We start from the raw sequence: 25,743 nt of genomic DNA on the forward strand, positions 1-25,743 counted from the left end.
GGCGACAATCGCCGCCCTGTAACTGCGGCCGAGCCAAGGCCGAAGAGCAAAGTTACACCATTTCCCGGGACACTATCCTGGGGAGCCCATAGTGCAGTCCGCCGCGTCGATTTGGCTCTCGCCGGAGGAGTTCGAACGGCTGAGGGTGATTCAGGAGTATTTCAAGGATAATCCCGATGAGTTGCCCGGTCGGCTGGGAGTAGGCGGCGCGGCGACGCCGGAATGGCGGGACTTGCTCACAGGCAAATGCGGCTCAGAGGAACTCGCCGGACGTGTCAGGGATGTCCTTCAGGAGACAAGAAACTGGGGGCGGTTCTGATGTATTCACTGTTCTGCGTTGGCAGCTGGTTGCCAGTCAAGGGGGGGCGGTATGTTTAGGACTCCGTCTTGCCTCTTGAAAGAGTAGGCGCGTGGTTCTCAGAAAGTGTCCGGCCCATAGTGTTCGTGGCCTGAGAAGCGAACCGCCGACGATGCCGATTGCGAAACTGCGCGTTCAAAATATGCTATACAGTTTGCAATACACATTGCGTGACGTGAATACAAGATAACTATATATAACAGATAGTCACATGATTACGCAACAATCCCTGTCGGATCTAGGGTCCGCCATTTATCAATGACTTGGCCGGTATCCCCTGTTCCCGCTCCACGGGTGCGGGTCGCGGTCCGGGCCGCAACCAGATGGCGCGGCACCGGCGACCGTGCTACGCAGCGCGATGCTTACATTCGCAGCGGCCGCCTTCTTTCTCATGATCACGCCGGGACCGGGCGTCCTGTCCGCGGCGGCTGTCGGGGCCGGCTTCGGGTTTCGTGCGGGTCTGCGCTATGTGGCCGGGCTCTTCGTCGGATCGACCCTGGTTTCGCTGGCCGTCGCCAGCAGTCTCGCGGCGGTCCTGCTGGCCAATCCCGTGACGCATTCGGTCTTGCTGTTCCTGTCGCTCGGCTACCTCGTATTTCTCGCCGCCCGCATCGCCCTGTCGGGCAGTCGATTCGGCTTCGCGGCGCGGCTACGCAGGCCGGGCGCCCTCGATGGCATCTTGCTGCAAGTGCTCAATCCCAAGGTCTATGTGGTCAGCACCGCGCTTTTCAGCGGCTTCGCGTTTCTTCCCGCCAGCATTGCCGCGGAGGTGGCGGTCAAGCTCCTCATCATCAATCTGATCTGGCTGCCGGTGCATCTTCTGTGGTTGTGGATGGGGGTCGTCCTGCATCGGCTGGATCTGTCGGATACGGCCAACCGCATCCTCCGGGTCACGATGGCCTGCGCCATGCTGGCCGTCGTGGCCCTGGCGCTGCTCGACCTTCTCTGACCGTCGCCAATCGCCGGAGTCGGCATCGCCCGACAAGGAGACTTGACAGGTCGCGCGGGTCTCGCTCAATAATTAACCGAAAGGTTGTTTAACAACGGAGGAGGTGAAGACAATGCACAAGAGTTTGGCGATAGGGGCCGTATTGGCGGCAAGCCTGGCCGGCACGGCGATGGCCCAGGACTGGCAGCCATCCGAGCCGGTCACCATCGTGGTGCCATGGTCGGCGGGGGGATCCACCGACAGTGTCACGCGAGTCGTGGCCGAGGTTCTGACCGAGGCGATCGGCCAGACCTTCGTGGTCGTGAACCAGCCCGGCGCGTCCGGCTCGGTCGGTACGCGGTCGGTCTGGGAGGCACCGCATGACGGCATGATGTTCGCGGCGGGGGCCGCGGCGGATCTGGGGGCCTATCCGGTCATGGACATGCTCGACGTTCCCATTGCCGACAGGCAGCTCTACCTGCACGTGGCGAACCCGTCGCTGGTATCCGTCCCGGCGGATTCGCCCTACCAGGATTTCGGCGAGTTGCTCGAGGCGTTGCAAACCACGGATGTCGCGATCACGGCATCGTCCGCGGGCCTGACCTCGGCGGGCGCGATCAGCCTCGACGCGATCGACACCGCGGCGGGCGGCATCAACTACCAGCAGATCACTTATGAAGGCGGCGCGCCCGCCGTCACCTCGACCGTGGCCGGCGAGACCCAGATGACGGCACAGACCGCCGTCGAGCAGGTCGACATGATCCGCGCCGGTCGCCTGCGCCCGCTGGCTGTCGTGGCCGATACCGCGCTGGAACTGGAGGGCTTTGGCAGCGTGCCGCCGATCACCGACTGGCTGCCCGATGTGGCCGTGGCCCCGAACTATTTCGGCCTGTTCCTGCCCGCCGATGCGCCCGCCGAGGTGATCGCGACCATGGACGAGGTCTGGGCGACGGTCATCCCCGAAAGCGAGCGGATGCGGGCCTATGCCTCGGAACGCGCGGCGCTGTTCAACCCCTCGCATGGCGAGGCGGCGCAGGCGGCGGCGATGCCGTTCCTGCAGATCAATGCCTGGCAGCAATTCGACAGTGGCGCGGGCCCGAACGATCCGTCCGAGTTCGGCATCCCGCGGCCTGACGAATAAGACGATCCCCCGGCCCGGACCGATGCGTCCGGGCCGGACCGTCGCAGACATCCCTGAATGACGCACTGCCACGGGCAACGCCGCCCCCAACCTGCCCCGAAGGCTGATGGAAAACCTTTCTCACATGCTTGGCGCGGTCGCCGAGATCGGCGCATCGCCCCGGATTTTCACGGTCTTCTGGGCCTGCCTTCTGGGTATTGTCGTGGGCATGATCCCCGGTCTGACGGCCACGCTCGGCGTTGCGCTGATGACCACTCTGACGCTGTCGATGGAACCCGACCAGGCGATCCTGATCCTCATCTGCATGTATGTCGGCGCGATTTATGGCGGCAGCCGCTCGGCCATCTTGCTCAACATTCCCGGAACGCCCGCCAACGCGGCGACATCGCTGGAGGGCTTTCCACTGGCGCGCAGCGGCCATGCCGGTCGCGCCATGGCCGTGGCGACCACGGGCTCGTTCCTCGGCACCGCCGTGGGGATGCTGGCGCTGGCCGTTCTCGCGCCCTGGCTGGCCGAATTCGCGCTCGATTTCGGCTCCTTCGAGTTCTTCTGGCTCTCCGTGTTCGGTATCGTTCTGTGCGGTCAGCTCACGGCGATGGAGGACGGGCTCAAGGGCTGGATATCCGGCTTTTTCGGCCTCCTCATCGCCATGGTCGGGCAAGAGAGCATCCACGCCTATGCCCGGTTTTCCTATGGCGATCCCAACCTTGCGGGCGGGCTCGGCCTTCTGCCGATCCTCGTCGGGGCCTTTGGCTGCGCCGAGGTCTTCTCGGTGATGCGGGGCGCGGCGGGCCAGCGCGTTGCGAACAATGCAAGCGGGGTTCTGAAATCCAGCCTGCAGGCCTTCCGGCACAGCATGACCTGGCTGCGTTCGGGACTGATCGGCACGTTCATGGGCGTGGTGCCCGGCGTCGGCGAGGATATGGGGTCGTGGGTCTCCTATGCCGCGGCCAAACGGCTGAGCCGCAAGCCCGAGGAGTATGGCAAGGGCTCGGTCGAGGGACTGCTTGCGGCCGAAACAGGAAATTCGGCAGCCGTGCCCGGCGCGCTCATCCCGGTCCTGACCCTGGCCATTCCGGGCTCGGCCCCGGCGGCGGTGCTACTGGCCGCGATGATCATCCACGGCATCCGACCGGGCCCGCTGATCATGTATCAACAGCCCGATTTCTTCTATTCCATCGTGGCGATGGTGTTCTGGGCCAGCGTCGGCATCCTGGTGCTCGGCCTTCTGCTCACGCGGCCCTTGCTCTTGATCCTGAAGGTCCGCCGCGAATGGCTGCTTGGCGTGATATTCACGCTCTGCGTGGTGGGCGCCTTCGCGATCTCGAACCGGATGTTCGAGGTTCAGCTCATGGTGGTTTTTGGCCTGATCGGGTTCGTGATGCGCGAGACCGGGTTCCCGGTGGCGCCCATGGTTCTGGGCGTCGTGCTCGGCCCGATCCTCGACGCCAATCTGCGCCGCAGCCTGACGCTGACGCAGGGCGACCTGATGCCGTTCCTGACGCGCCCGATCTCGGCGGTCCTGGCGTTGCTGGTCGTGCTGATCCTGCTGGCGGGGCTGTTGCCGACGCGCCGCATCTACGGCTGGATCCGGGCCCGAGTCGGAGGCATGTCATGACGCGCCGGATCCTCATCGTCGGCTACGGGGCGTTCGGCGCGCTGCACGCCGCGGCCTGGTCCAGGCTGCCTGGGGTCGCGCTACGCGTTGCCGATCCTGATGCCGGGGCGCGTGACCGGGCGGTTGCCGACGGGATTGCCGCAACCCATGTCTTTGGCACCATGTCCGAGGCCCTGCAGGATGCCGATCTCGTCGATATCGTTTCACCCCCGCACAGCCACGCGGATGAGGCCGCGATGGCCTTGCGCGCGGGTCTGCCCGTGCTGCTGGAGAAACCCGCGACCCGCACCCGCGCCGAGGCCGCGCGGCTGGCCGATCTGGCCGGGGCCATTCCGGTTCAGGTCAACATGATCCTGCGCGCCCATCCGCTGACCCTGCGCGCCCGCGACCTTCTGACCGAGGGCGCGATCGGGCGGCTGGTGGCGATGTGCGGTGATTTCTCGGGCTGGAAACGGATGCGCGCGGACAGTTCCCTGATCCAGAATGACGGGGTGCATTTCCTCGATCTCATGCGCCATCTTGCGCGAAGCCCGATCGTCGGGGTCGATGCCAGCGCTACCGCCCATCTGGGTGGCCCGGTGGCGGATGACATCCGCATCGACACGCGGTATGCAAGCGGGGTGCGGGGGGAATTGCGGCTCGGCCTCCTGCGCGGCGGCCTTGTGGCCGACAGCGTCGTGCCGGGTGCGATGACGCGGAAGGAGCTTCTGCTCTGCGGCGATGGCGGCATCCTGCATCTCGACTACAACCGCAACAGGTTGACCCATGCCCCGGCGCGCTATGCCTTGCAACCAGGCGGCTGGCATCCCGTTCCCGGTCCGCTGACGACCGAAGACGTCCCCGACCTGACCACCATGTCCCTGCTGAGCTCTGTCTTCGCGGCGTTTCTTGAGGCGCTGGACAAGGGCGCACCGCCGCTATGCGACCTTGCCGAAGGGGCGGTCGCGCTTGCGGGCGTGACCGATGCCATTGCCGTGTCTCTTGCCCGGACGGCACGCCCCCTCACCCCCGTCGCCCCGGATCTGGAGGCCACGTCATGACCGCGCGAAACGCCCCCGCTCGGGTCGATCTCATTGCGGGCGTCTTCGTCGTCATCCTGGGCATGGCGGGCCTGGTCGAGTCGCTTCGGATGCCACGCTTCGAGGCGCGCGGGATCGATCCGAACACCGCGCCGGGGGTCACGCCGGGGCTGATCTCGGCAGCACTCCTCATCTTTGGGCTGACGCTGACCCTGCGCGCGATCCGGGGCGGCGGGACCGGCAGCGGCATCACGATCCACGCCTGGGACAGGGGCGCGGTGCTGCGGACGGCCCTGACGATCTCGCTGGCGCTGCTTTACGGGATGCTGTTGTTCGGTTCACTGCCCTTCGTGCCGGTGACTGCGGCCTTCATCTTCGCATTTGTCGTGGCGACCGAGCTTGCCAACCCCGACCGGGCCCTGTCGGTTCCGGCGCTTCTGGCCGGTGCGGCGGCGCTGGCGCTGGCGGCGGCCTTTGGCATCCAACTGATATTCGAGGAGATTTTTCTGGTGAGGTTGCCCGGATGATACGTCTTGCGCTTTGCAATGAGGTCTTGAGAGAGTTCGAGTTCGCCGAACAATGCCGGATCACCGCGGATCTGGGCTTCGACGCGGTCGAGATCGCGCCCTTCACGCTGTCGGACGATCCCGCGCGTCTGCCTGCCGCGCGGCGGCGCGAAGTGCGCAACATGGCGGCGGATGCAGGGCTTGAGGTTGCGGGTCTGCACTGGCTGATGAATGTGCCCGTGGGCATGTCGATCACCGATCCGGCGCGCGCCGAGGTGGCCGGGGCCCATATGGAGGCCATGGTCGAGCTTTGCGCCGATCTGGGCGGCGAGATGCTGGTGCATGGCTCGCCCGATGCCCGCAATCCCGCGGATGCCCGCGATGGGGTCACGGCACGCCGCGCTGCCGCCGCCTGCTTTGCGCGGGCCGGACGCGCCGCAGCGGCCGCGAATCTCCGCTATTGCATCGAGCCGCTTTCGCCGACGCTGACGCCCTTCCTCAACTCGGTCGCGGACTGCGCGTCCTTCATCGACGAGATCGAGGCATCCGGCCTGATGACCATGCTCGATACCTGCGCGGCGGCAGATAGCGAGGATCGGCCCGCGCATGAGGTGCTGGAGGAATGGCTACCCTCGGGCCGCATCGGCCATGTCCATGTCAACGACCCGAACCGCCGCGCGCCGGGACAGGGAGAGATGCGCTTTGGCCCGGTCATGCAGGTGCTGGCGCGAACAGGCTATCGTGGTTACGTCAGCGCCGAGCCCTTCGTTTACGAGCCATCGGGCCTTGCGGTGGCGTCCATCGCGGCAGGGTATATGCGTGGGCTGAGGGAAGCTGTCGGAGGTGGACCATGAGCGCGGCGCGGGTCCGGATCGGAGGCGCGCGGATCGGCCTCGACGACGTGTTTGCCCGGATGCCGTTCCGGTTCGGGTCCGTCACCATCGAGGCCGCCGTCGCCGCGACCCTGGCGCTGGAGTTGAGCGTGGATGGCCGCAAGATCACCGGCTACGCCTCGGAGATCCTGGCCTACAAGTGGTTCGACAAGCGGCCCGAGAAATCGGCGGCCCAGAATGTCGCCGACCTGCTGTCGATCCTGCAAGACGCGGTGGCGCGCGCGGAGACATTCCCCGAGGGCGACATCTTCACGCTCTGGCAACGGCTCGACGCCGAGATGCGCGGCGCCGCGGACGGGCAGGGGCATAACGCGCTGATGGCGGGATATGGCACGTCGATGGTCGAACGCGCGATCATCGACGGGGTGGGCCGGGCATTGGGGCTTACCTTCCACCAGATGCTGAAGGGTGGCACCGCCGGCCTTGCCCCCGGCGAGGTTTTCCCCGAACTGGCCGATATGGACGCGGGCGCGGCGCTTGGCTCGCCCCCGCGCGACCGGGTGGCGGTGCGGCACACGGTGGGTATGCTCGACCCGATCGACGGCGCCGATCTGCCGCGCGACAAGCGGTTGAACGACGGGCTGCCGGAGACGCTGGCCGATTACCTGCAAGATGGCATTCGCTATCTCAAGGTGAAGATCGCGGGCGACACCGATGCCGACCTGGCCCGCCTGCGCCGCATCTCGTCGCTAATGGGCCGCACCGACAACACCATCCGCCTGACGCTGGACGGCAACGAGCAATTCGCCTCGGTCGATGCCTTTGCCGGCTTCATGGAGGCAGTGCGGCGCGATCCCGACCTGGAGGCGCTTCGCCGCGCGATCCTGTTCGTGGAGCAGCCGGTCGAACGGGGCGCGGCCCTGTCGGGGCATCTGGACCCACGCGCATTGGACGCGATCGGTCTGCCGCTTCTGATCGACGAAAGCGACGACGCTCCCGACGCCTTCCGCCGTGCCATCGACCTGGGGTATCGCGGCGTGAGCCACAAGAACTGCAAGGGGGTCCTGCGCTCGATCATGAACGCGATGCTGGCCAGGTATCACGGCAATCTGCGCGGCGTGTCCCTGTTCCAGTCGGCCGAGGATCTGAGCGTGCTTCCGGTCGCGGGGCTGAACGCCGATCTTGCGGTGGTCGCGGCTCTCGGCATTCCCCATGTCGAACGCAACGCGCATCACTTCTTCAACGGCATGGCCCACCTGTCGCCGCGCGATGTCTCGGCGGGGCTGGCGGATCATCCCGATCTCTACCAGCCCGACGCCCGTGTCGGAGGGCGGCTGGCGATCCGCGACGGAATGCTGTCTATCGGCAGTCTCCAGCGCCCCGGAATGGGGTTTCCGCCGCCGGATATGGAGGCGCGTGTCGCGCCCCGCGACTGGACATTCGACCGGCTTGAACGCCGCACCAATTGAGAGGAGGAGCAGATGTCAGATTTTCCCGAGGGGTTCGCCGACCTGGAGGCATTGGAAGAGGCGCTGTCGCGCCCCTCTGCCGCGCTTTGCGACGCGCTGTCGGCGCTTGACGGGGACATCACCTTCCTCGGGGTGGGCGGCAAGATCGGCCCGACGCTGGCGCGCATGGCCAAGCGGGCCGCCCCCGACAAGCGCATCATCGGGGTTGCGCGGTTCTCGGAATCCGGCCTGCGCGAAAGGCTGGAGTCCTGGGGGATCGAGACCGTGGCCTGCGACCTGATGGACCGGGAGGCCGTGACCGGGCTGGAGAAGACCGCGAACGCCGTTTTCCTGGCCGGGCGCAAGTTCGGCTCCGAGGGCAACATGGCGCTGACCTGGGCGATGAACGTGCTTTGCCCCTCCATCGTGGCCGAGGTATTCCGCGGCTCCCGCTTCGTCGTCTATTCCACCGCCTGCGTCTATCCCTTCGTCGGCGTGACCTCGGGCGGCGCGCCGGAGAGCCTGCGGGTCGACCCGCCCGGTGAATACGCCAATTCCTGCGTTGGCCGTGAACGGGTGTTCGAGCATCGCGCGCAGCTGGATGGCACGAAATCGGTGATCCTGCGGCTCTCTTACGCGCTGGATATGCGCTACGGTGTGCTGCACGACATCGCGCAGGCCGTGTTGAACGGCGATCCCGTCCCGCTGGAGATGGGCCATTGCAACGTGATCTGGCAAGGCGACGCGAATGACGTGGCGCTGCGGGCGCTCGCGCTTGCCGACACTCCGCCGACGATCCTCAACCTCTCCGGTCCCGAAACCGCCTCGGTGCGCCGCATCGCCGAACGGTTCGGACAGGCCTTCGGCAAGGCCCCGCTTTTTTCCGGCACCGAACAGGACAAGGCCTGGCTGGTCGATACCGCGCTGCAACAGCGCCATTTCGGCTATCCCTCGGTCCCGCTTGCCAAGGTGATCGACTGGACGGCGGATTGGGTCGCGGCGGGGCGGGGCTCGCTTGGGAAACCCACGCATTTCGAGGTTCGTGACGGTGCGTATTGAAGCCACCAGACGCAAACGCGGCACACGCGATGCCGAGGCCACGCGCGCCGCGATCCTTGATGCCGCGCGGGCCGAGTTCGCCGAAAGCGGCCTCGGCGGCGGGCGGATCGAGGCCATCGCCGAGCGTGCGGCCTGCAACAAGGCGATGCTCTACCATTATTTCGGCTCCAAGGATGCGCTTTTCACTGCGGTGCTGGAGCACAATTACGCCCTCATCCGCGCGGCGGAGGCGGAGCTTGATCTCGCCCGGCTCGACCCGCTGGACGCGATCCGGCGGTTCGTCGAGTTCTCGTTCGACTACGTCGCGACCAACCCCGAATTCATCAAGCTCCTGAACGAGGAGAACCTGCATCGCGGGCGCCACATCGACCCGGACCTTGCGCGGCAGTTGAACAGCCCCGTGGTCTCGGCGCTGTCCGAGGTTCTGGCCCGTGGCACCGCCAGCGGGGTGTTCCGGTCGGATGTCGACCCGCAGCACCTCTACATCACCATCGCCTCGATCTGCTATTTCCCCGTGTCCAACCGCTACACGCTTTCCGCGATCTTCAAGCTTCAATCCGATGGCGACATGCTGGAGGATCGGCGACGGCAGGCGATTGACGTTATCTTCGGATATCTCCGACCGTGAGAAAGGACCGCCCTTGCTGATCTCCGACATCCCCCAGGACGTTCTTGCCCGGTTCCGCCGTGGCGGCGTCATCCCTGCCCATCCGTTGGCCCTGACGGCTGCGAGGGTGCTGGACGCGCGGCGGCAGCGCGCCCTGTCGCGCTATTACCTCGATGCAGGCGCGATCGGCCTGGCGGTCGGCGTCCACACGACCCAGTTCGCGATCCGCCAGCAGGGCCTCTATGCCCGTGTCCTGGAGCTTGCCGCCGAGGAAGCGGAGGCGCATGGATCGCGCCCGTTTCTCGTCGGCGGCGTCATGGGGCGCACCGACCAGGCCGTGGCCGAGGCCGAAACCGCACGGGCACTTGGCTATCACGCGGTGCTGCTCGGCCTTGCGGGGCTGAACGACGTCGCGGAAGACGCGCTTGTCGATCACTGCCGCGCCGTCGCGGCGACCATGCCGGTTTTCGGCTTCTACCTGCAACCTGCCGTGGGCGGGCGTCGCCTGTCGCGGAATTTCTGGGAACACTTCGCCGCCATCGAGAACGTCGTGGCGATCAAGGCCGCGCCCTTCAACCGCTATCACACGCTCGATGTCGTCCATGGCGTCGTGGCGGCAGGCGCCGAGGACCGGGTCACGCTCTATACCGGCAATGACGATCACATCGTGGCCGACCTTCTGACCGAATTCCGCATCCCGCGCGACGGTGGTGCGGTCCCGGTCCGCTTCCGGGGCGGTCTTCTGGGCCACTGGTGCGTCTGGACACGCAAGGCCGTGGAACTGATGGAGGAGATCCGGGACAGGCCGGAAGCGCGGAGCGTGTCGGAGTGGCTGGCGATGGATGCGCTCACCACCGAGGCCAACGGCGTCCTCTTCGACGTAGAGAACGATTTCGCCGGGTGCATCGCCGCGCTGCATGAGGTGTTGCGGCGGCAGGGCCTTCTGGAGGGAACCTGGTGCCTGGATCCTGATGAGGCGATGGGGCCGGGGCAGGAGGCCCGCCTTGACCGCCTGCTCTCCGAGCATCCCGAGCTGACGGATGACGCCTTCGTGGCGGCAAATCTCGACCGCTGGCTTGGCTGAAACCGGCGCCGTTTTTCCCTTATTTTACACCGGCTTTTCGATTTTCCGAAATGCACCCAAGCGGCGCCGGTATCGCTTGCAAGCACGCGAGTCACCGCCTACCAAAACGCCAGATCAGGCCAAGGGGACGGTGATGGGGCGCATCTATCTGAAACAGGCGACACACAGACCGGATACCGATGCGGGCGAGGTGCAGGAGACCGTGCGCGCGATCCTGTCCGAGATCGAGGCGGGCGGTGATGGCGCGGCGCGGGATTATGCCGCCAAGTTCGACCGCTATGACGGGCCGATCCTGCTGAGCGAGGAGGACATCGCGGCGGCCTGCGCGCTGGTGCCGGAGCAACTGAAGGCTGATATCCGCTTTGCCCAAAATAACGTGCGCCGCTTTGCCGAGATGCAGAAGGCGTCGCTGACCGATTGCGAGATGGAGATCGTGCCGGGCCTGATGGCGGGGCAGAAGAGCATCCCCGTGCGGGCGGCGGGCTGCTACGTGCCGGGCGGGCGTTACAGCCATATCGCCAGCGCGATCATGACCGTGACCACCGCCAAGGTCGCGGGCTGCAACCACATCACCGCCTGCTCGCCGCCGCGCGCGGGCCAGGGCATCGCGCCCGCGATCATTTATGCCACCCATCTGGCGGGGGCCGACACGATCATGGCCATGGGCGGGGTGCAGGGCGTCGCGGCGATGGCCTTCGGCCTCTTCGGCCTGCCGCCCGCCAATATCCTCGTCGGTCCCGGCAACCAGTTCGTCGCCGAGGCCAAGCGCCACCTCTATGGCCGCGTCGGGATCGACATGATCGCGGGCCCGACCGACAGCCTGATCCTGGCCGATGCCGAGGCCGACCCCATGATGGTCGCCGTCGATCTGGTGGGGCAGGCCGAGCATGGCTACAACTCGCCCGTCTGGCTGGTCACCGACAGTCGCGCCCTGGCCGAGGAGGTCATGGCGCTGGTCCCCGCCCTCATCGCCGACCTGCCCGAGATGAACCGCCAAAGCGCCGAGGCGGCCTGGCGCGATTATGGCGAGGTGATCTTGTGCGGCACCCGCGAGGAGATGGCCGCGACCTCGGACGATTACGCGCCCGAACACCTGACCGTGCAGGCCGAGGATCTGGATTGGTGGCGCGATCGCCTGTCCTGCTATGGCTCGCTTTTCCTGGGCGAGGAGACCACGGTGGCCTTCGGTGACAAGGCCACGGGCACCAACCATGTGCTGCCGACCTCCGGGGCGGCGGCCTATACCGGCGGCCTCTCGGTGCATAAATACATGAAGATCGTCACCTGGCAGCGCGCCACCCGCGACGGTGCCCGCCCCATCGCCGAGGCCACCGCCCGCATTTCCCGGCTGGAAGGCATGGAGGGCCACGCCCGCAGCGCCGATATCCGGCTTGCAAAATACTTCCCCGGCGAAGAGTTTGACCTCAAGGCCCACCCCGCCTGACAGCCCCCAAGAGGAAACCCGATGAGTATCCACACAAGGATCGTCGACGATCTGATCGCCAATGACATCTCCTTTGTCACCACCGTGCCCTGCAAGCAGCTGGCCGGCGTGATCGAGGAGGTCGAGGCCCGCCCCGAAATCGCCCATGTCCCCGCCAACAAGGAAGACGAGGGGATGGGGCTTTGTGCAGGCGCTTATATGGGCGGCAAGCGGCCCGCCATCATCATGCAGAACACCGCCATCGGCGTGACCATCAACACGCTGGTGACGCTGACCCAATTCTACCGGATGCCGCTGCCGATGCTGATCTCCTATCGCGGTGAGCTGCGCGAACCCGTGGCCTGCCAGGCGGAAATGGCCGTCCATACCAAGGCGCTGCTCAACCAGCTTCACATCCCGACCTATCATTTCCACAAGGAAGACGATGTCGAGGAGTTGGACGCGATCCTGAAATACACCTTCATGTGCTCGAAACCCGTGGCGATCCTGACCGATGCCACATTCTGGGGAGGATACTGAGATGATCCGGTCCGACATCCTGCGCGACATCGCGCCCGTCATCCGTGACCAGCTGGTGATCTGCAATATCGGCCTGCCGAGCCAGGAATTGCACATGATCGACGACCAGCCGACGAATTTCTACATGCTCGGCACGATGGGGCTGGCCTCCTCCATCGGGCTGGGGCTGGCGCTGGCGCAGGAGAAGACGGTGATCTCCATCGACGGCGATGGCTCGGTCCTGACCAATTTCGGCACCCTGCCGACGATTGCCAATAACGTGGCCGACAACTTCATCCTGCTCATCATCGACAATGGCAGCTATGGCTCGACCGGCGATCAGCCGACCTATGCGGGGCGCAAGACCTCGCTGGCCGCTGTCGCCACCGCCTGCGGGTGCGAGACCGTGGCGGAATGTGCGGCCGAAGAGGTGAAAGCCACGCTGGAGGCCGCGATTGCGAGCGCCAAGATGACCGTGATCGTGGCGAAATGCGAGAGCGGCAATATCAAGGTGCCGGTGATCACCAAGGATCCGGTGAGCATCCGCGACCGCTTCATGGAGGCCGTGCGCGGCTAAAGCCCGGTTCGCATCCGGTGGCCGGGTGCATAGAAAATTGCCACACGGGTGATGGTGCGGGCATGGTCCCAGGTCAGACGGTCCAGCACGAAGAGCGCGGAGCCCGTCGCGCAGCCCAATTCCGCCGCCTCCGGCGCGCGCGCATTGGTGGCGGAAAACCCGATCTCGCCATGGGTATAGGGCGCATGGGCCAGCAGCCATTCATTGGCACTGATCCGGGTAAAGGGTTCGTCCCGCGCCGCCGCAATGACGCCGGGATTGATCCAGCGATCCTCCAACGCGTAAGGCGCGTCACCCGCCAGATGCAGCGCCCGGATATGCAAAAGCGGCGTGTCCCCGGTCTGCATCGCGGTGGCGATGTCGTCGGGTGGAAGGGCCTCGGTGCGGGCAAGGCGCCGATAGCCATACTCCTTGCCGCGCGCCTCGACCTCCAGCCGCAGCACCGGGATATCCAGCGTCGCCTTGGCCACGGGCTGCAACGCCACGCGGGTGCCGGCCTTGCGGCGGCGATCCAGCAATCCGGCCTCGGCCAATGTGCGCAGGGCGCGGTTGACGGTGGCCCGCGCCACGCCAAATTCGGCGGCCAGATCGGCCTCGTTCGGAATGAGCGCGCCGGGGGGCCAGTCGCGGGCGTGGATGCGGCGGCGGACCTCCTCCATCACGCCCTGCCAGGTTCGGATCGCCTCGGTCATAGCGCGTCCTTCAGATCGGCCAGCGTGCGGCGATAGGCGGCGGTGATCGCTTCGCGCGCGACATGGCGGCCCGCTTGCACCCGATGCCGCCCGGCGGCCCAGACATCTGTGACCAGCCGGTCATCGCCCGCGAAGATCCACGCATCCAGCGCGGTATCGCCCGCGCGCCCCACCAGATGGATCGAGCCTGCATCCAGCGCCACCATATCCGCCCATCTGCCTTTTTCCAGCGCCCCGGTCTCGCGTCCCGCCGCCTGCGCGCCGCCCGCCAGCATGGTGTCGTATAGCCGCCGCCCGGTGGACTTCTCCGCCGTCGCCAGCGCCGCCCGGCTGTGATCGCGCAGGCGTTGGCTATAATCCAACGTGCGCAGCTCCTCGGCCAATGCGATGCGGATATTGCTGTCCGATCCGATGGCGATGCGCCCGCCATGACCCAACCAGCGCACCCCGTCGAAGATGCCATCGCCAAGGCTGCTTTCCGTGATCGGACAGAGCCCCGCAACCGCGCCGGTTTCCGCCAGCCCTTGCGTCTCCTGCGGCTCCATCTGGGTGCAGTGAATGAGGCACCAGCGGCCGTCGAGACCCATATGCTCCAGCGCCCATTCAACCGGCCGCGCGCCCCAATGGGCCTCGACCTCCTCGACCTCGGGGATCTGTTCGGCCAGGTGCATATGGATGGGGCCGGTGGCATAGCGCGCGCCATAGCTTTTCAGATCGTCCACCCCGACCGCGCGCAGCGAATGTGGCGCGACGCCGTGCGTGGTATCGGCGGGCAGGGGGGCCAGCGCCTCCACCGCGCCCGCGTGCAGCCGGTCGAACCGCTCCCGGTCATTGCCAAAGCGGATCTGGCCGGGGCCCAGGTCGCGCCCGTCGCAGCCGCCGAACTGGTAATGCACCGGCAAGAGGCACAGGCCAATTCCGGTCTGATCCGCCGCCGCCGCGATGCGCCTCGACATCTCCGCCAGATCGTCGTAAGGCACCCCGCCGGGCTGGTGATGCAGGTAATGGAACTCGGCGTTGGTGGCGTAGCCCGCCTCCAGCATCTCCATCTGCACGAAGGCGGCGATGGCCTGCACATGATCCGGCGTCAGCCGGTCGAGAAAGCGGAACATGAGCTGCCGCCAGGTCCAGAAACTGTCGCGCGGATCGGGGCCGCGCCGTTCGGTCAACCCGGCCATGGCGCGCTGGAAAGCGTGGGAATGGACGTTGACGGGGGCGGGCAGCAGCAGGCCCGTGCGCTTGGCGCCCCCCGCATCCGCCCCGATCCCGACGCCCGCGATCCGCCCGTCCTCCGCGACTGAAACCCGGACCTCTTCGGCCCATCCTTCCGGCAACAATGCGCGCTCGGCCCAGATATCCTGCATGTCGTCTCACCTTGACTCATATTATGTGCAGACATAATAACGGGGAAACCGCATGATACAAGTGAGTCGAGCCCATGATCCTGACCAATGCGACGATTGCGACCCTCGCTGACAACGCCAGTTTCGGCGTGATCGAGGATGGGGCGATTGTGCTGGAAGGCGCGCGCGTCGCCTGGGTGGGCAAGGCCAGTGGGATTCCGCCTGAACATGCCCGGCAAGTGGAGACCGATCTTGGCGGGCGGCTGGTCACGCCGGGGCTGATTGATTGCCACACCCATGTCGTCTTCGGCGGCAACCGCGCGGCGGAGTTCGAGCTGCGCCTGAACGGGGCCAGCTACGAGGAGGTCGCCAAGGCGGGCGGCGGGATCGTCTCGACCGTGAAAGCCACGCGCGCGGCATCCGAGGAGGCGCTGCTGGCCGATGCCCTGCGCCGGGTCGAGACGCTGATCGGCGAGGGCGTCACGCTGATCGAGGTGAAATCGGGCTACGGTCTGGATATCGAGACCGAGCTGAAAATGCTGCGTGTCGCCCGCGCGATCGGTGACGCGCGACCTGTCGAGGTGCGCACCAGCTTCCTCGGCGCCCATGCCACGCCCGCCGATTACAAGGGCCGTGACGACGCCTATATCGACGAGGTCGCCATCCCCGCACTGCGCGCCGCGCATGGGGCCGGTCTGGTCGACGCCGTGGATGGATTCTGTGAAGGAATTGCATTCAATACAAAGCAGATAGAGCGCGTATTTAAGGTTTCACATGAACTTGGGTTGCCTGTGAAGCTCCATGCCGAGCAGCTTTCGAATATCGGCGGCACGGCGCTGGCCGCGAAATACGGCGCGCTCTCGGCCGATCATGTCGAATACGCGACCGAAGAGGACGCCAAGGCGCTGGCGGCCTCCGGCACCGTCGCCACGATCCTGCCCGGTGCCTTCTACACCATCCGCGAGACGCAGGCCCCGCCGATCCAGGCCTTCCGCGATCACGGCGTGCCGATAGCGCTGGCCACCGATTGCAACCCCGGCTCATCGCCGCTGACCTCGCTGCTCCTGACCATGAACATGGGCTGCACGCTGTTCCGCATGACACCGCTGGAGGCGCTGCTTGGCGTCACCGCCCATGCCGCCCGCGCCCTGGGCTGCACGGATCGGGGCCGTATCGTGCCCGGACACCGCGCCGATCTGGCGGTCTGGGATGTCGAGACGCCCGCCGAACTGGCCTATCGCATCGGCTTCAACCCGCTGCATAAACGCATTTTCGGAGGTCAGCTATGATCCGCCTGGCCCCCGGCGCCGCGACGCTGGCCGAGCTGCACGAAATCTGGGCCGGTGAGGCCCCCGTCGAACTGGACCCCGCCGCGCAGGGTGGAGTCGAGGCCGCCGCCGCGCTGGTTGCCAAGGCCGCCGCGGGGGATGACGCGGTCTATGGCGTCAATACCGGCTTCGGCAAGCTCGCCAGCGTCAAGATCGCCGCCAGGGACACCGCGACGCTGCAAAGGAACCTCATCCTCAGCCATTGCTGTGGCGTGGGCGAGGTTCTGGACACCCCCACGACCCGGCTGATGATGGCGCTGAAACTGCTGTCGCTCGGGCGCGGCGCTTCGGGCTGCGCCTGGGAAACGATTGAGATCATTCAAGAAATGCTGGCCAAGGGCGTCACCCCTGTGATCCCCGCGCAAGGGTCCGTGGGCGCGTCGGGCGATCTTGCACCGCTGGCGCATATGGCCGCGACGATGATCGGCGCGGGCGAGGCGATGTTTCAGGGCAAAAGGATGGCAAGTGCCGAGGCGCTGGAGAAGGCCGGTCTTGCCCCCATCACGCTCGGCCCCAAGGAGGGGCTGGCGCTGATCAACGGCACGCAGTTTTCCACCGCCTGCGCGCTGGTGGGCCTCTGGGGCGCGTTCCGCAATGCCGCCAACTCCGTGCTGACCTGCGCGCTCTCGACCGACGCGATCATGGGCTCCACCGCGCCTCTGCAGGACGCCATCCACACGCTGCGCGGCCACAAGGGCCAGATCGAGGTGGCGCGGGCGCAGCGGGCCTTGATGGAGGGCAGCGAGATCCGCGAGAGCCACCGCGAGGGCGATACCCGCGTGCAGGATCCCTATTGCATCCGCTGCCAGCCGCAGGTGACGGGGGCCGCGATGGACCTGCTGCACCATGCCGCGCGCACGCTGGAGGTGGAGGCCAACGCGGTCACGGATAACCCCCTGGTGCTGGTCGAGGAGGGGTTGATCGTCTCGGGCGGCAATTTCCACGCCGAGCCCGTGGGCTTCGCCGCCGACCAGATCGCCGTTGCCATATCCGAGATCGGCGCGATTGCGCAGCGCCGGGTGGCGCTGATGGTCGACCCCAACCTCAGTTTCGACCTGCCGCCCTTCCTGACGCCCGACCCCGGACTGAACTCGGGGCTGATGATTGCGGAAGTGACAACTGCGGCCTTGATGAGCGAAAACAAACACTTGGCCAACCCTTGCACGACAGATTCCACGCCGACCTCGGCCAACCAGGAGGATCACGTGTCGATGGCCGCCCATGCCGCGCGCAGGCTTGGCCGGATGAACACGAACCTCTCGGTGATCCTGGGGGTGGAGGCCATTTGCGGCGCGCAGGGCATCGCCTTTCGCGCGCCGCTCAAGACCTCCGCGCCGCTGACCTCGGCCATTGCGAAACTGCGCGAGGCGGTGCCGGAACTGGGCGAGGATCGTTACATGGCCCCGCTGATCACGGCGGCGGCGGAGATGGTCGAAACCGGCGCGCTGATCGGCGCGGTGGACCTGTCGGCCTACGTTTTGGGGCGCGCGGAATGACCCCGGTCGAGGTGAGCCGTGGCGACAGCCCCATCGTCCTGGGCCTGCCCCATACCGGGACAGACGTGCCGGGGGACGTGGCCGAAAAACTCAACGATACCGGTCGGTTGCTGGCCGACACTGATTGGCATATCGACAGGCTCTATGACGGGCTTCTGCCCGGCGCGACCACCGTGCGCGCCACGTTCCACCGCTATGTCATCGACGCCAACCGCGACCCCGAGGGGGTCAGCCTTTATCCCGGTCAGAACACCACGGGCCTCGTGCCGCTGACCGATTTCGACGGGCGCGAGATCTGGGATGACCCCCCCGATGACACCGAGGTCGCGGTGCGGCGCGCGGCGTTTCACACGCCCTATCACACCGCGCTTCGGGCCGAGCTTGACCGGGTGCGCGACCTCCACGGGGTGGCGATCCTCTATGATTGCCACTCGATCCGTAGCCATATCCCGTTCCTCTTCGAGGGCCGTCTGCCGGATTTCAATATTGGCACGAATAACGGCGCGACCTGTGCTTCAAGTGTTGAGAGAATAGTGCATGATTTATGCGCTAAAACAAATGACTACACATCGACGTTAAACGGACGCTTCAAAGGGGGCTGGACCACGCGCCACTATGGGCGGCCTGCCGAAAACCTCCACGCGATCCAGATGGAACTGGCCCAATCCACCTACTTGGAGGCGGAGGCCCCGCCCTGGACCTATTCCCCGGAGAAGGCCGCCCGCCTGCGTGAGACGCTCACCCAAATCCTGACCGACCTGGCCGTTCTGGCCCCAAGCCTCAAAGGTGCCTCATGACCAATCCCCGCCACAATATCCGCGACGTCTATCCCGATACCGGCACCGAGATTTCCGCCAAATCCTGGCTGACCGAGGCGCCGATGCGGATGCTGATGAACAACCTGCACCCCGATGTGGCCGAAAACCCGCATGAATTGGTGGTTTACGGCGGCATCGGCCGCGCCGCGCGGACATGGGAGGATTTCGACGCCATCGTCGCGGGGCTGAAGGAGCTGGAAGACGACCAGACCATGCTTGTCCAGTCCGGCAAGCCTGTTGGCATCTTCCGCACCCACAAGGATGCGCCGCGCGTGCTGATCGCAAATTCCAACCTGGTGCCGCATTGGGCCAATTGGGACCATTTCAACGAGCTGGATAAGAAGGGCCTGGCGATGTATGGCCAGATGACCGCCGGATCGTGGATTTACATTGGGTCTCAAGGCATTGTGCAGGGAACTTACGAGACGTTCGTGGAGGCGGGGCGTCAGCATTACGACGGCAACCTGACCGGGAAATGGATCCTGACCGGCGGGCTTGGCGGCATGGGCGGCGCGCAGCCGCTGGCCGCCGTCATGGCCGGGGCCTGCTGCCTGGCCGTGGAGTGCGACGAGACCCGCGCCGCGTTCCGCAAGCGCACCCGCTATGTCGACGAGATCACGCATAGCCTCGACGAGGCGCTGGAGATGATCGAGCGTTGGACCAGGGCGGGCGAGGCCAAGTCTGTCGGTCTCATCGCCAATGCCGCCGACGTGTTCCCCGAGATCGCGCGGCGCGGCATCCGCCCCGACATGGTGACCGACCAGACCAGCGCGCATGACCCGTTGCATGGCTACCTGCCGCAGGGCTGGAGCGTCGCCGAATGGCGCGAGAAACAGGAGAGCGCGCCGAAAGAGGTGGAAAAGGCCGCCCGCGCCAGCATGAAAACCCATGTCGCGGCGATGGTGGATTTCTGGAACGCAGGCGTGCCAACGCTGGATTACGGCAACAACATCCGCCAGGTGGCGCTGGAGGAGGGGCTGGAAAACGCCTTCGCCTTCCCCGGTTTCGTGCCCGCCTATATCCGGCCACTGTTCTGTCGTGGCATCGGCCCGTTCCGCTGGTGCGCCCTGTCCGGTGACCCCGAGGATATCTACAAGACCGACGCCAAGGTGAAGGAGCTGGTGGACGACCCGCACCTGCATAACTGGCTGGACATGGCGCGCGAGCGGATCAGTTTCCAGGGTCTGCCCGCGCGGATCTGTTGGGTTGGTCTGGGCGTGCGCCACAAGCTTGGCCTCGCCTTCAATGAAATGGTGCGGACGGGCGAGTTGAAGGCGCCCGTGGTCATTGGCCGGGATCATCTGGATTCAGGTTCCGTCGCCTCGCCCAACCGCGAAACCGAGGCGATGAAGGATGGCTCGGATGCGGTCAGCGATTGGCCGCTGCTCAATGCGATGCTGAACGTGGCCAGCGGGGCCACCTGGGTTTCCTTGCATCACGGTGGCGGCGTCGGCATGGGGTTCTCCCAGCATTCCGGCATGGTGATCTGCTGCGACGGGACGCAGGATGCCGACCGGCGCATTGCCAATGTGCTGTGGAACGACCCGGCCACGGGCGTGATGCGCCACGCCGATGCGGGCTATGAGATCGCGCTGGACTGCGCGCGGGAAAACGGGCTGAACCTGCCGGGTATCTTGAAGGGGTAAACCGATGTTCCTGAAAAACGCATGGTATGTCGCCGCCTGGGGCGAGGAGGTCACGCGGGACCTGCAACAGATCATGGTCCTGAACCAGAAGATCTGCATCTTCCGCAACGAGGCCGGTGAGGTCATCGCGCTTGAGGATGCCTGTCCGCACCGCAAGCTGCCGCTGTCGAAGGGGCGGATCAAGGGCGATACGGTCGAATGCGGCTATCACGGGCTGACCTTCGATTGCGCCGGGCAATGTGTGTGGGCACCGGGGGCGGGGCGCATCCCGTCCAATGCCAAGGTCCGTGCCTATCCTTGCCATGAGAAATACGGGCTGGTCTGGATCTGGATGGGCAACCCGGCGCTGGCCGATCCCCATGAGATCTTCGAGATCGAGAATTTCGACAACCCGGACTGGGGCATCAATCGCGGTGCGGCGATGGAGCTTGACTGCAATTACCTGCTCATGTGCGACAACCTGCTGGACCCGACGCATGTTGCATGGGTGCATGAAAGCTCCTTTGCCGCCGCCGCCACCAAGGACACGCCGCTGCGCGTCAGGAAGACCGAGACCGGCGTGATCGTGCATCGCTGGATGATGGATCACGAACCGGCCCCGTTCTACAAGAAGGTGGTGGAGTTCGAGGGCAATTGCGACCGGCTGCAGCACTACGAGGTGCGCTACCCCTCCCACGCGCTGATCAAGGCGGTGTTCACGCCCGCGGGAACGGGGGGCGAGGACGGGCCGCTTCACCCGCAGACCTTCATCATGGACAGCTACAATTTCATGACCCCGGTGACGGAGAAGACCACGCGCTATTACTGGTTCCAGCTGCGCAACATCCGCCCGGGGGATGAGGCGCTGTCGAAGATGATGAGCGAGGATGTGCGCAACGCCTTCGAGGAGGATCGCGCGGTGCTGAACGAGGTGCAGATCGGATTGGATGAAAAGACCAGCCCGCATATCGACCTGCCCATCGACGGCGGGCAGTTGCGCTTCCGCCGCCAGTTGCAGGCGATGATCAACGAAGAACGCGAGGTCGACGCCCAGATGGCGCAATAGCCGCAATCCGGGCGGGCGCACCAGCGTGGGAGTGGCGGCATTGTCGGGTTCTGCGCGCGGGAACACGGGGCGGGCAGGGCCGTCTCGGGGTTGCCACGTTCCTCTATTTCCAATATCCGTGAAATATGGAAACACTGATTCCCTCTCGCCTCACGACCCTGGGCCATCCGCAGCGGCTGGCCATCTTCCGGCTGCTCATGCGGCGCTACCCCGACAGGCTGCCGGCGGGGGAGTTGTCCGAGGTTCTGGGGATCAAGCCCTCGACGCTGTCCTCCTACCTTTCGGCGCTGACGCAGGCCGGGCTGGTCACGCAGGAGCGGGCGGGAACCTCGCTGCGCTATGCCATCGCGATGGAGGAGGTGCGGCGCACTTTCGACTACCTCCTGACCGATTGCTGCCGGGGCAGGCCGGACCTCTGCGCGCCGCTTTCGATCTTTCCCCACATGGAAGGCCAGACCATGCCCAACCGCAAGTTCAACGTGCTCTTCATCTGCACCGGAAATTCCGCCCGTTCGATCTTCGCCGAGTCGATCCTGCGCGCATTGGCGGGGGATCGGTTCGAAGCCTTCTCCGCCGGCACGGACCCGGAATCGCAATTGAACCCGTTCGCTCTGGAGGTGCTGCGCCAGAACGGCCACGATGTCTCGGGCCTCCATGCCAAGACAGTCGCCACGTATCAGGGGCCCGACGCGCCGGTTTTCGATTTCGTCTTCACCGTCTGCAACCGGGCCGCGAACGAGGCCTGCCCGGCCTGGGAAGGGCAGCCGGTCAGCGGCCATTGGGGGGTGCCGGACCCGGTCAAGGCGGAGGGCACGCCCGCCGAAAAGGCCCTGGCCTTTCGCCAGGCCTACAGCGCCTTTCTGCACCGGATCCGGGCCTTTGCCGCACTGCCGATGGAACGGCTCGACCGGATTTCCCTGCAACGCGCGGTCGATGACCTGGCGCATCTGCCCCGAGGAGACACCGAATGACCGTCTATGCTGTGAACGGCCTTGGCCGGATCGGAAAACTGGCGCTGAAGCCGCTGCTGGAGAAAGGCGCCGAGATCGCCTGGATCAACGATGCCGTCGGCGACCCCGCGACCCATGCGCATCTGCTGGAGTTCGACACCGTCCATGGCCGGTGGGACGCCGCGTTTTCGCATGACGCGGAGGCCGTGACGATCAATGGCACACGGCTGCCCTTCATCGGCACGCGCGACCTCGGGGCGCTGCCGCTCGACGGGGTGGATGTGGTCATCGACTGCACCGGCGTGTTCAAGACGCAGGCCAGGCTCGCCCCCGATTTCGACGGCGGCGTCAAGCGGGTTGTGGTCTCGGCCCCGGTCAAGGACGGGCCGACGGCCAATATCGTCTATGGCGTCAATCACGAGACCTACGACCCCGAGGCGCACAGGATCGTCACCGCCGCCTCCTGCACGACGAATTGCCTGGCCCCCGTGGTCAAGGTCATCCACGAGGGGATCGGCATCCGCCACGGCTCGATCACCACGATCCATGACGTGACAAACACGCAAACCATCGTCGACCGCCCGGCCAAGGATCTGCGTCGCGCGCGCTCGGCGCTCAATTCGCTCATCCCCACGACGACGGGCAGCGCGACCGCGATCACGCTGATCTATCCCGAGCTCACGGGCCGGTTGAACGGCCATGCGGTGCGGGTGCCGCTGCTGAACGCGTCGCTGACCGATTGCGTGTTCGAGGTGGCCCGCGACACCACGGAGGACGAGGTCAACGCCCTCTTCAAGACCGCCGCCGAGGGGCCGCTTGCGGGGATCCTGGGCTACGAGGAGCGCCCGCTGGTCTCGGCCGATTACACCAACGACACCCGCTCCAGCATTGTCGATGCGCCCTCGACCATGGTTGTGAACGGCACCCAGGTGAAGATCTATGCCTGGTATGACAACGAGATGGGCTATGCGCATCGGCTGGTCGATGTGGCGCTGATGGTCGGGGCCGCGCCGTGAGCGACCCGGCTGATCGGCCCCCGTCGCTGTCGGCCTATATCGCCGTCACCGCCGCCTATTGGGCCTTCATGCTGACCGATGGCGCGCTCAGGATGCTGGTGCTGCTGCATTTCCATGAGCTTGGGTTTTCGCCGCTGCAACTGGCCTGGCTCTTCGTGCTTTACGAGGTCGCGGGGATGATCACCAACCTCTCGGCGGGCTGGATCGCGGCGCGGTTCGGGCTGACCTCGACGCTTTACGCGGGGCTGGCCTTGCAGGTTGCGGCGCTTGTGGCGCTGGCGCAGCTTGACCCCGGCTGGACGCTGACGGCGTCGGTGGTGTTCGTCATGGCGGTGCAGGGCGCGAGCGGCGTGGCCAAGGATCTCGCCAAGATGTCGTCGAAATCCGCCGTCAAGCACCTCGCCCCGACCGCGCAGGGCGGGCTCTTTCACTGGGTCGCGATCCTGACGGGGTCGAAGAACGCCGTGAAAGGCGTGGGGTTTTTCCTGGGCGCGGCGCTCTTGGCGGGGATCGGCTTTGTCGCGTCGGTGCTGGCGATGGCCGCCGTGCTGGCGGTGATCCTGGTGGCGGTGTGGCTGGCGATGCCGCCGGGGCTGCCCAGAGGCCGCCGGGGCGTGCAGATGAAGGAGGTCTTCTCCACCTCGGCCAATGTGAACCGGCTCAGCGCGGCGCGGGTGTTCCTCTTCGGCGCGCGCGATGTCTGGTTCGTGGTCGGCATCCCCGTCTATTTCTACGCCGTGCTGTCGGATGGCAGCGAGGCGGGCAACCGCGCCGCCTTCTTCCTGATCGGGGGCTTCATGGCCACCTGGACCATCCTCTACGCCGCCGTGCAGGCCAGCGCGCCGAGGCTCCTGCGCGCCCGCACCCGCCCCGAGGCGGAGCTGATCCGCGCTGCCCGTGGATGGGCCTGGACACTTGCGGTCATCCCCGCCGCCCTCAGCCTCGCCGCGCTGCTGGCGCCCGGTCCGGCCCCGTGGCTGACCGCGACGCTGGTCGTGGGGCTTTTGGCCTTCGGCGCGGTCTTCGCGGTGAACTCCTCGTTGCATTCCTACCTCATCCTCGCCTTCACCCGCGCCGAGAGGGTGACGATGGATGTCGGCGTCTACTACATGGCCAATGCCGCGGGCCGGCTGGCGGGCACGGTCCTGTCGGGCCTCTCCTATCAACTGGGCGGTCTGGCCTTGATGCTTGGGCTGGCCGGCGCGATGGTGGCGGGCGCAGGGTTTGCGGCGGGCCGCTTGACCCCCGACCCCGCAGAGGAGCCTGCGATATGAGCCTTTTCGAACGCTACCTGTCGCTCTGGATCGCGCTGGCCATCGTGGCGGGCATAGCACTTGGCAGCGCGGCCCCCGGCCTTGTCACGGCAATCGCGGCGGCGGAACTGGCCCGCGTCAACCTGGTCGTCGCGGTGCTGATCTGGGCCATGGTCTACCCGATGATGGTGGGCGTCGATCCCGGCAGCCTGCGCGACGTGGTCAAGCAGCCCAAGGGCCTGGCGATCACGCTGGCGGTCAACTGGCTGATCAAGCCCTTCACCATGGCGGCCCTGGGCGTGCTCTTTTTCGAGGTGGTCTTCGCCGACCTGATCGCGCCTGCCGATGCGCAGCAATATATCGCGGGTCTGATCCTTCTGGGGGCCGCGCCCTGCACCGCGATGGTCTTCGTCTGGTCGCAGCTGACGCGCGGCGACGAGGGCTACACGCTGGTGCAGGTCTCGGTGAACGATGTGGTCATGGTCTTCGCCTTCGCGCCGATCGTGGCCTTCCTGCTCGGGGTCACCGACATCGTGGTGCCATGGGGAACGCTGGTCCTTTCCGTCATCCTCTTCATCGCGCTGCCGCTGGCGGCGGGGCTGCTGACCCGCCGCCGCCTGGGTCACGCCGCCCGGATCGAGGCGTTCCGCGAGCGCATCAAGCCCTGGTCCATGGTCGGCCTGATCGCGACGGTGGTGATCCTTTTCGGGCTCCAGGGACAGGTGATCCTGGACCGCCCGCAGGTGATCGCGCTGATCGCGGTGCCGATCTTGATCCAGTCCTACGGCATTTTCGCGCTGGCCTATACGGCGGCCTTCGCGCTGCGCGTACCGCACCGGATCGCGGCCCCTTGCGCCCTGATCGGCACGTCGAATTTCTTCGAGCTTGCGGTCGCCGTGGCAATCAGCCTTTTCGGCCTCAACTCGGGTGCGGCGCTGGCCACGGTGGTGGGCGTGCTGGTCGAGGTGCCGGTGATGCTGTCGCTGGTGGCCTTCGCCAACCGCACGCGGGCGCGCTTTGCCTGAGACGGGCAGGG

General features: G+C 66.2%; 25 protein-coding genes. 23 read left to right on the top strand and 2 right to left on the bottom strand.

The features are described from left to right. Positions 1-91 precede the first annotated feature (91 nt). From HNS34_RS05660 to comE, 14 genes are all read left to right on the top strand, one after another. A complete protein-coding gene (locus HNS34_RS05660) occupies positions 92-319 on the top strand; it encodes a hypothetical protein (RefSeq protein WP_172318929.1) in 228 nt (75 codons plus the stop codon). A 397-nt stretch (positions 320-716) separates the two neighbouring features. After that, positions 717-1,307 carry a LysE family translocator gene (locus HNS34_RS05665; protein ID WP_172318931.1) on the top strand — a complete coding sequence of 197 codons (591 nt, stop codon included), beginning with the start codon at positions 717-719 and terminating at the stop codon, positions 1,305-1,307. Positions 1,308-1,419: 112 nt separating this feature from the next. Beyond that, a complete protein-coding gene (locus HNS34_RS05670; protein ID WP_172318933.1) occupies positions 1,420-2,427 on the top strand; it encodes a Bug family tripartite tricarboxylate transporter substrate binding protein in 1,008 nt (335 codons plus the stop codon). A gap of 106 nt (positions 2,428-2,533) precedes the next feature. Continuing rightward, complete coding sequence (locus HNS34_RS05675) at positions 2,534-4,045, top strand: tripartite tricarboxylate transporter permease (protein WP_172318935.1); 1,512 nt, start codon at positions 2,534-2,536, stop codon at positions 4,043-4,045. Beyond that, positions 4,042-5,085 carry a Gfo/Idh/MocA family protein gene (locus HNS34_RS05680; protein ID WP_172318937.1) on the top strand — a complete coding sequence of 348 codons (1,044 nt, stop codon included), beginning with the start codon at positions 4,042-4,044 and terminating at the stop codon, positions 5,083-5,085. Before HNS34_RS05675 ends, HNS34_RS05680 begins: the two co-directional genes overlap by 4 nt. Further along, entirely contained in the window at positions 5,082-5,591 is a 510-nt protein-coding gene (locus HNS34_RS05685; RefSeq protein ID WP_172318939.1) for a tripartite tricarboxylate transporter TctB family protein, read from the top strand. Before HNS34_RS05680 ends, HNS34_RS05685 begins: the two co-directional genes overlap by 4 nt. Before the next feature lie 26 nt (positions 5,592-5,617). Then, positions 5,618-6,424 carry a sugar phosphate isomerase/epimerase family protein gene (locus HNS34_RS05690; protein WP_172318941.1) on the top strand — a complete coding sequence of 269 codons (807 nt, stop codon included), beginning with the start codon at positions 5,618-5,620 and terminating at the stop codon, positions 6,422-6,424. After that, on the top strand, positions 6,421-7,872 hold the full coding sequence (locus HNS34_RS05695) for an enolase-like domain-containing protein (protein ID WP_172318943.1): 1,452 nt from the start codon (positions 6,421-6,423) through the stop codon (positions 7,870-7,872). Before HNS34_RS05690 ends, HNS34_RS05695 begins: the two co-directional genes overlap by 4 nt. Before the next feature lie 12 nt (positions 7,873-7,884). Next, positions 7,885-8,910, top strand: a complete 1,026-nt coding sequence (locus tag HNS34_RS05700) for an NAD-dependent epimerase/dehydratase family protein (RefSeq protein ID WP_172318945.1) — start codon at positions 7,885-7,887, stop codon at positions 8,908-8,910. After that, on the top strand, positions 8,900-9,538 hold the full coding sequence (locus HNS34_RS05705; protein ID WP_172318947.1) for a TetR/AcrR family transcriptional regulator: 639 nt from the start codon (positions 8,900-8,902) through the stop codon (positions 9,536-9,538). Before HNS34_RS05700 ends, HNS34_RS05705 begins: the two co-directional genes overlap by 11 nt. A 13-nt stretch (positions 9,539-9,551) precedes the next feature. Then, on the top strand, positions 9,552-10,601 hold the full coding sequence (locus tag HNS34_RS05710) for a dihydrodipicolinate synthase family protein (RefSeq protein WP_214647440.1): 1,050 nt from the start codon (positions 9,552-9,554) through the stop codon (positions 10,599-10,601). A gap of 133 nt (positions 10,602-10,734) precedes the next feature. Then, positions 10,735-12,045, top strand: coding sequence for a histidinol dehydrogenase (gene hisD, locus HNS34_RS05715; RefSeq protein ID WP_172318951.1), 1,311 nt, complete (start codon positions 10,735-10,737; stop codon positions 12,043-12,045). A 21-nt stretch (positions 12,046-12,066) separates the two neighbouring features. Then, positions 12,067-12,564, top strand: a complete 498-nt coding sequence (gene comD / locus HNS34_RS05720) for a sulfopyruvate decarboxylase subunit alpha (RefSeq protein ID WP_172318953.1) — start codon at positions 12,067-12,069, stop codon at positions 12,562-12,564. Position 12,565: 1 nt separating this feature from the next. Further along, a complete protein-coding gene (gene comE, locus HNS34_RS05725) occupies positions 12,566-13,120 on the top strand; it encodes a sulfopyruvate decarboxylase subunit beta (RefSeq protein ID WP_172318955.1) in 555 nt (184 codons plus the stop codon). On the opposite strand, the gene HNS34_RS05730 is transcribed toward comE, so the two are convergent. Both HNS34_RS05730 and HNS34_RS05735 read right to left on the bottom strand, forming a co-directional pair. Then, a complete protein-coding gene (locus HNS34_RS05730) occupies positions 13,117-13,812 on the bottom strand; it encodes a histidine utilization transcriptional repressor HutC (RefSeq protein WP_172318957.1) in 696 nt (231 codons plus the stop codon). The two genes, comE and HNS34_RS05730, sit on opposite strands and share 4 nt — an antisense overlap. Beyond that, positions 13,809-15,176 (bottom strand): formimidoylglutamate deiminase, encoded by a 1,368-nt coding sequence (locus HNS34_RS05735; protein ID WP_172318966.1) that lies wholly within the window; start codon positions 15,174-15,176, stop codon positions 13,809-13,811. The genes HNS34_RS05730 and HNS34_RS05735 overlap by 4 nt, the downstream gene beginning before the upstream one ends. A gap of 74 nt (positions 15,177-15,250) precedes the next feature. On the opposite strand from HNS34_RS05735, the gene hutI reads away from it, so the two are divergent. The 9 genes from hutI (at position 15,251) to arsB (ending at position 25,732) form a co-directional block, all read left to right on the top strand. Next, on the top strand, positions 15,251-16,444 hold the full coding sequence (gene hutI, locus HNS34_RS05740; protein ID WP_172318968.1) for an imidazolonepropionase: 1,194 nt from the start codon (positions 15,251-15,253) through the stop codon (positions 16,442-16,444). Next, a complete protein-coding gene (hutH, locus tag HNS34_RS05745; protein WP_172318970.1) occupies positions 16,441-17,979 on the top strand; it encodes a histidine ammonia-lyase in 1,539 nt (512 codons plus the stop codon). The genes hutI and hutH overlap by 4 nt, the downstream gene beginning before the upstream one ends. Beyond that, positions 17,976-18,776, top strand: a complete 801-nt coding sequence (hutG, locus tag HNS34_RS05750) for an N-formylglutamate deformylase (protein ID WP_172318972.1) — start codon at positions 17,976-17,978, stop codon at positions 18,774-18,776. Before hutH ends, hutG begins: the two co-directional genes overlap by 4 nt. Next, entirely contained in the window at positions 18,773-20,443 is a 1,671-nt protein-coding gene (hutU, locus tag HNS34_RS05755; RefSeq protein WP_172318974.1) for a urocanate hydratase, read from the top strand. Before hutG ends, hutU begins: the two co-directional genes overlap by 4 nt. A gap of 4 nt (positions 20,444-20,447) precedes the next feature. Continuing rightward, positions 20,448-21,488, top strand: coding sequence for an aromatic ring-hydroxylating dioxygenase subunit alpha (locus HNS34_RS05760; RefSeq protein ID WP_172318976.1), 1,041 nt, complete (start codon positions 20,448-20,450; stop codon positions 21,486-21,488). A gap of 125 nt (positions 21,489-21,613) precedes the next feature. Beyond that, positions 21,614-22,459 carry a metalloregulator ArsR/SmtB family transcription factor gene (locus tag HNS34_RS05765; RefSeq protein ID WP_172318978.1) on the top strand — a complete coding sequence of 282 codons (846 nt, stop codon included), beginning with the start codon at positions 21,614-21,616 and terminating at the stop codon, positions 22,457-22,459. Next, entirely contained in the window at positions 22,456-23,454 is a 999-nt protein-coding gene (locus HNS34_RS05770; protein ID WP_172318980.1) for an ArsJ-associated glyceraldehyde-3-phosphate dehydrogenase, read from the top strand. The genes HNS34_RS05765 and HNS34_RS05770 overlap by 4 nt, the downstream gene beginning before the upstream one ends. Beyond that, positions 23,451-24,728 carry an organoarsenical effux MFS transporter ArsJ gene (gene arsJ / locus HNS34_RS05775; RefSeq protein ID WP_172318982.1) on the top strand — a complete coding sequence of 426 codons (1,278 nt, stop codon included), beginning with the start codon at positions 23,451-23,453 and terminating at the stop codon, positions 24,726-24,728. Before HNS34_RS05770 ends, arsJ begins: the two co-directional genes overlap by 4 nt. Continuing rightward, the gene (gene arsB / locus HNS34_RS05780; protein ID WP_172318984.1) at positions 24,725-25,732 is read left to right on the top strand and encodes an ACR3 family arsenite efflux transporter; all 1,008 of its coding nucleotides are present in this window, start codon (positions 24,725-24,727) and stop codon (positions 25,730-25,732) included. Before arsJ ends, arsB begins: the two co-directional genes overlap by 4 nt. Positions 25,733-25,743: the final 11 nt, after the last annotated feature.

The organism is Alterinioella nitratireducens, assembly GCF_013155465.1.
Classification (GTDB): domain Bacteria; phylum Pseudomonadota; class Alphaproteobacteria; order Rhodobacterales; family Rhodobacteraceae; genus Alterinioella; species Alterinioella nitratireducens.